The sequence below is a fragment of the Pseudomonas sp. 3HC3 genome, assembly GCF_044904505.1.
Lineage (GTDB): Bacteria > Pseudomonadota > Gammaproteobacteria > Pseudomonadales > Pseudomonadaceae > Aquipseudomonas > Aquipseudomonas putida_Y.
The window spans coordinates 1-5,307 of sequence record NZ_JADDRH010000041.1 but is presented as its reverse complement, the minus strand read 5'-3'; the positions used below and the strand labels follow the sequence as shown (position 1 = coordinate 5,307).

Annotated in this window: 1 protein-coding gene; it reads right to left on the bottom strand. The window is 61.1% G+C overall.

Annotation, left to right across the window (positions count from 1 at the left end):
* Window positions 1-5,307: immunoglobulin-like domain-containing protein (locus INQ47_RS25535; RefSeq protein ID WP_404702887.1), on the bottom strand; the 5,307-nt coding region annotated here is incomplete at both ends.

Sequence of the window (5,307 nt, the reverse complement as noted above, 5' to 3'; positions counted from 1 at the left end):
TTTCGCCAGCATCCTGATAGACGTCATCGCCCTGCGCGTCGTGAGTGTACGGCGCGCTGGTCTCGCCAGCCTTGATGGTGACCTGGGCATTGTTGCTCAGGGTCACGACCAGGTCGTGGTCCAGCGGCTGGTTGACGTGTACGGTGAAGGTCGGTTTGACGTTCTCGGCTACCGACATCTGGTCAGCAGTAATAGTGACCTTGACGATGTCGCCTTCGTTGTTGCCGCCCGGGTTACCTGGGGTGCCTGGCTCGTCAGTGACCTCGGTGCTGACCGGGGTCTTGTCGAGTGTCAGTTGCTCGAACTTGCCGACATCCGCGCCTTCAACGGTTGCGATCGATTTGATCACAGGGTCGTTGTTACCGACGTAGACGTTGTCCGGAGCAGTCACGGTCGCAGTGCCCACGGTGCCGTTGGCCGGCACGGTGATGACGGTGGTGCCGTCGCTCAGCGTGAAGGTCAAGGCGCTGTGGTTGTTGATCGGCAAACCGTCTTGGTTGGTCAGCGTGATGGTGTAGGTGATCTCGCCGCCTTCGGTCACCGAAGGAGTGGCAGTCAGCTTGGCCACCACTTCGTCGGTGGTGTCGGTCACTTGAACCGAAGCCGCACCGCCGAGTTCCAGGTTCTCGAAGGTCGCACCAGTGGCGTCCTCCGCCGAGTTGATACCCAGGCTGATCTGACCTGCGTCGTTGTAGACGTCATCGCCTTGTGCGTCGTGAGTGTACGGCGCGCTGGTATCACCGGCCTTGATGGTGACCTGGGCGTTGTTGCTCAGGGTCACGACCAGGTCGTGGGCCAGGGCGGTATTGATGTGCACGGTGAACGTCGGTTTGACGTTCTCGGCCACCGAAGTCTGGTCGGCCGTGATGGTGACCTTGACCAGATCGCCTTCGTTGCCAGGTGTGCCTGGTTCGTCGGTCACCTCGGTGCTGACCGGGGTCTTGTCGAGTGTCAGCTGTTCGAACTTGCCAACATCCGCGCCGTCAACGGTAGCGATCGACATCACGACAGGGTCGTTGCTACCGACGTAGACGTTGTCCGGAGCCGTCACGGTCGCAGTGCCCACGGTGCCGTTGGCTGGCACGGTGATGACGGTGGTGCCGTCGCTCAGCGTGAAGGTCAAGGCGCTGTGGTTGTTGATCGGCAAACCGTCTTGGTTGGTCAGGGTGATGGTGTAGGTGATCTCACCGCCTTCGGTCACCGAAGGGGTCGCAGTCAGCTTGGCCACCACTTCGTCGAGGGTATCGGTCACTTGAACCGACGCGGCACCGCCCAGTTCCAGGTTTTCGAAGGTCGCACCAGTGGCGTCCTCCACCGAATTGATGCCCAGGCTGATTTCGCCAGCATCCTGATAGACGTCATCGCCCTGCGCGTCGTGAGTGTACGGCGCGCTGGTCTCGCCAGCCTTGATGGTGACCTGGGCATTGTTGCTCAGGGTCACGACCAGGTCGTGGTCCAGCGGCTGGTTGACGTGCACGGTGAAGGTCGGTTTGACGTTCTCGGCTACCGACATCTGGTCAGCAGTAATAGTGACCTTGACGATGTCGCCTTCGTTACCTGGGGTGCCTGGCTCGTCGGTCACCTCGGTGCTGACCGGGGTCTTGTCCAGGTTCAGGTTTTCGAACTTCCACGCATCTGCGCCGCTGACCGCGTCGATGGCATTGACCACCGGCTGGTTAGTACCGACATAGACATTATCCGGGGCGGTTGCAGTGGCCGAACCGGTGGTGCTGTTGGCAGCCACGACGACAGTAGTGCCGTCGGTCAGCTTGAAGTACAGCTCCGAGTGGTTGTTGATCGGCAGACCATCTTTGTTGGTCAGCGTAATGGTGTAGGTGATCTCGCCGCCTTCGGTCACCGAAGGGGTCGCAGTCAGCTTGGCTACGACTTCGTCGAGGGTGTCGGTCACTTGAACCGACGCGGCACCGCCCAACTCGAGGTTCTCGAAGGTCGCACCAGTGGCGTCCTCCGCCGAATTGATGCCCAGGCTGATTTCGCCAGCATCCTGATAGACGTCATCACCCTGCGCGTCGTGAGTGTACGGCGCGCTGGTCTCGCCGGCCTTGATAGTGACCTGGGCATTGTTGCTCAGGGTCACGACCAGGTCGTGGGCCAGCGGCTGGTTGACGTGCACGGTGAACGTCGGTTTGACGTTCTCGGCTACCGAAGTCTGATCGGCCGTGATGGTGACCTTGACCAGGTCGCCTTCGTTGCCCGGCGTACCTGGCTCGTCGGTCACCTCGGTGCTGACCGGGGTCTTGTCCAGGTTCAGGTTTTCGAACTTCCACGCATCTGCGCCGCTGACCGCGTCGATGGCATTGACCACCGGCTGGTTAGTACCGACATAGACATTATCCGGGGCGGTTGCAGTGGCCGAACCGGTGGTGCTGTTGGCAGCCACGACGACAGTAGTGCCGTCGGTCAGCTTGAAGTACAGCTCCGAGTGGTTGTTGATCGGCAGACCATCTTTGTTGGTCAGCGTGATGGTGTAGGTGATCTCGCCGCCTTCGGTCACCGAAGGAGTGGCAGTCAGCTTCGCCACGACCTCGTCAGTGGTGTCGGTCACTTCAACCGAAGCCGCATCGCCGAGCTCCAGGTTCTCGAAGGTGCGACCGTCGACATCCGCAGCGGACGTGATGCCCAGGCTGATCTGGCCCGCATCGTTGTAGACGTCATCGCCTTGTGCCGTGTGCTCGTATGGCGCACTGGTGTCGCCGGCCTTGATGGTGACCTGGGCATTGTTGCTCAGGGTCACGACCAGGTCGTGGGCCAGGGCGGTATTGATGTGCACGGTGAACGTCGGTTTGACGTTCTCGGCTACCGAGGTCTGGTCGGCCGTGATGGTGACCTTGACCAGGTCGCCTTCGTTGTTGCCGCCCGGGTTACCTGGGGTGCCTGGCTCGTCGGTCACCTCGGTGCTGACCGGGGTCTTGTCCAGGTTCAGGTTTTCGAACTTCCACGCATCTGCGCCGCTGACGGCGTCGATGGCATTGACCACCGGCTGGTTAGTGCCGACATAGACGTTGTCCGGGGCGGTTGCAGTCGCCGAGCCCGTGGTGCTGTTCGCTGCCACAACGACAGTAGTGCCGTCGGTCAGCTTGAAGTACAGCTCCGAGTGGTTGTTGATCGGCAGACCATCTTTGTTGGTCAGCGTGATGGTGTAGGTGATCTCGCCGCCTTCGGTGACCGAAGGGGTGGCAGTCAGTTTGGCCACAACTTCACTGATAGTGTCCGAGATCTCAACGGTGGCCGGGCCACCCAGGGCTAGCTTCTCGAACGTGGCACCCGGAACTGTAGCGTCGGTAACACTGAGCGTGATGGAGCCTGCATCGAGATAGACGTCATCGCCCTGAGCCGAGGCTTTGTACTCGACTTCGGTCTTACCGGCTTCGATCGTCACGGTGTCGCCGTTTGACAGGGTTACGGTCACCGGACGGTCCAGCGCCTGGCTTACTTTCACAGTAAAGGAAGGCTGCTGGTCTTCGGTCACATTGCCATTGCTAACAATGCTTACGGTGACGGTATCGATGCTGTCATTGATGACAGTCGAGGCTGGAGTCGGATTTGGGGTCAACTGCTCAAAGTTACCGCCCGTAGCGTTCTCGATGGTGACACTGACAGTCGAACCGTTGTTGTAAACGTCATTGGCCGGGGTCTGGAAGTCGACGCTGCCTTGGGTCTTGCCGGCTTCAACGGTGATGACCTGGCCGTTCGACAGGGTCACGGTCACCGGAGTCTGGGCAGGGTTGCTCAGGGTCACGGTGTAGGTGATCACGCCGCCTTCGGTGACCGACGGACTCGCCGTCAGGGTCGCGGTGGTAGTGTCGACCGAGTCGTTGATCGTGGTCTGAGCCGGGGTCGGATTCGGGGTCAGTTGCTCGAAGTTGCCGCCCGAGGCGTTCTCGATGGTGACGCTGACGGTCGAACCGTTGTTGTAGACGTCATTCGCCGGGGTCTGGAAGTCGACGCTGCCTTGGGTCTTGCCGGCTTCAACGGTGATGACCTGGCCGTTGGACAGGGTCACGGTCACCGGAGTCTGGGCAGGGTTGCTCAGGGTCACGGTGTAGGTGATCACGCCACCTTCGGTGACCGACGGGCTCGCCGTCAAGGTTGCGGTGGTGGTGTCGACCGAGTCGTTGATCGTCGTCTGAGCCGGGGTCGGATTCGGGGTCAGTTGCTCGAAGTTACCGCCCGCGGCGTTCTCGATGGTGACGCTGACAGTCGAGCCGTTGTTGTAAACGTCATTGGCCGGGGTCTGGAAATCAACGCTGCCCTGGGTTTTGCCGGCTTCAACGGTAATGGTCTGGCCGTTCGACAGGGTCACGGTTACCGGAGTCTGGGCAGGGTTGCTCAGGGTCACGGTGTAGGTGATCACGCCGCCTTCGGTGACCGACGGGCTCGCCGTCAAGGTTGCGGTGGTGGTGTCGACCGAGTCGTTGATCGTCGTCTGAGCCGGGGTCGGATTCGGGGTCAGTTGCTCGAAGTTACCGCCCGCGGCATTCTCGATGGTGACGCTGACAGTCGAGCCGTTGTTGTAAACGTCATTGGCCGGAGTCTGGAAATCAACGCTGCCCTGGGTTTTGCCGGCTTCAACGGTAACGGTCTGGCCGTTCGACAGGGTCACGGTCACCGGAGTCTGGGCAGGGTTGCTCAGGGTCACGGTGTAGGTGATCACGCCGCCTTCGGTGACCGACGGACTCGCCGTCAGGGTCGCGGTGGTAGTGTCGACCGAGTCGTTGATCGTGGTCTGAGCCGGGGTCGGATTCGGGGTCAGTTGCTCGAAGTTGCCGCCCGTGGCGTTCTCGATGGTGACGCTGACGGTCGAACCGTTGTTGTAGACGTCATTCGCCGGGGTCTGGAAGTCGACGCTGCCTTGGGTCTTGCCGGCTTCAACGGTGATGACCTGGCCGTTGGACAGGGTCACGGTCACCGGAGTCTGGGCAGGGTTGCTCAGGGTCACGGTGTAGGTGATCACGCCACCTTCGGTGACCGACGGGCTCGCCGTCAAGGTTGCGGTGGTGGTGTCGACCGAGTCGTTGATCGTCGTCTGAGCCGGGGTCGGATTCGGGGTCAGTTGCTCGAAGTTACCGCCCGCGGCGTTCTCGATGGTGACGCTGACAGTCGAGCCGTTGTTGTAAACGTCATTGGCCGGGGTCTGGAAATCAACGCTGCCCTGGGTTTTGCCGGCTTCAACGGTAATGGTCTGGCCGTTCGACAGGGTCACGGTTACCGGAGTCTGGGCAGGGTTGCTCAGGGTCACGGTGTAGGTGATCACGCCGCCTTCGGTGACCGACGGGCTCGCCGTCA